The sequence below is a fragment of the Shewanella sp. SG41-3 genome (assembly GCF_014164545.1).
Lineage (GTDB): Bacteria > Pseudomonadota > Gammaproteobacteria > Enterobacterales > Shewanellaceae > Shewanella > Shewanella vesiculosa.
Genome location: NZ_JACJFJ010000022.1, coordinates 1 through 1,236 on the forward strand (window position 1 = coordinate 1; position 1,236 = coordinate 1,236).

The window sequence follows — 1,236 nt, forward strand, 5'->3', positions numbered from 1 at the left end:
TCTGTTGATGACATAACTGGAATAGGCGCTACTGGTGGTTCATCAACATTGAATAAAGTAAGTAGTATCGATATTGGTACAGCTCAAGGTGCTCAAGATGCGCTAGATGTTATTGATGCCGCAATCGGTGGTATCGATGCTCAACGTGCAGATTTAGGTGCGGTTCAAAACCGTATGAGCTTCACCATTAATAACTTGAGTAACATTCAGTCTAACGTGTCAGATGCACGCGGTCGTATTCAAGATGTTGACTTTGCGACCGAAACAGCCGAATTGACTAAGCAGCAGATTTTGTCTCAAACCTCTTCTGCGATGTTGGCACAGGCTAATCAGTTACCGCAAACTGCATTATCACTACTAGGTTAAGCCTTGTTTAAGTTAACTTTGAATAAAAAAGCAGATCTTATGATCTGTTTTTTTGTTTGTTTTTTTGTTTGTTTTTTATAGTTTTTTTATTTTTTTAGAATTTTTTTGCTCTTTATTTAAAATATTTTCTAAAGGTTTTTTATACTGCGCCGTTACAGTGTATGTAGAAAATAACACTCGCCTGACAGTACTGACAGGCACTATTCAAGTTAGGTAGAGGGCAATAATCATGGCTATTTCAGTTAACACTAACGTCACTTCAATGAAGGCACAAAATACTTTAAATAATGCCAATAGCGGTCTTAAAACCTCTATGGAGCGTTTATCTTCTGGTATGCGTATTAATAGTGCCAAGGATGATGCAGCAGGTTTGCAGATTTCTAATCGTTTAACCAGTCAGATTAATGGTATTGGTGTTGCTATGCGTAACGCCAATGACGGTATTTCGATTGCACAAACCGCTGAAGGTTCGATGCAAGAGTCGACCAATATTTTACAGCGTATGCGTGACTTATCATTGCAATCGGCTAACGGTTCAAACTCCTCTGATGACCGTGCAGCAATGCAAAAAGAAATATCTTCTTTACAAACTGAATTAACACGAATTTCTGACACCACCTCATTTGGTGGACAAAAGCTACTTGATGGTAGTTACGGTACCCAAAAATTCCAGGTAGGCTCAAGTGCAAATGAAACCATTTCTGTGTCATTAAGCTCAACGGCATCGAATAAAATCGGTAACCATACCGTGTCTGGAGTTGGTACTGATTTTGGTGTTGAGGCCAATACCGCATTAACTTCAACGGTAGCTGCTGACACTACGTTTGGTGTTAATGGTAAAGTTGTTGGTGTAACCTTAGCCGAATCAGC

At 39.3% G+C, this 1,236-nt stretch carries 1 protein-coding gene and 1 pseudogene; both read left to right on the plus strand.

Going from position 1 to position 1,236, the window contains the following annotated elements:
- On the plus strand, positions 1-366 hold a 366-nt coding region (locus H5164_RS19760), incomplete at its 5' end, for a flagellin (RefSeq protein ID WP_259396893.1).
- A 229-nt stretch (positions 367-595) separates the two neighbouring features.
- Positions 596-1,236 (plus strand): annotated as a pseudogene (locus tag H5164_RS19765) (flagellin); the annotation flags it as partial.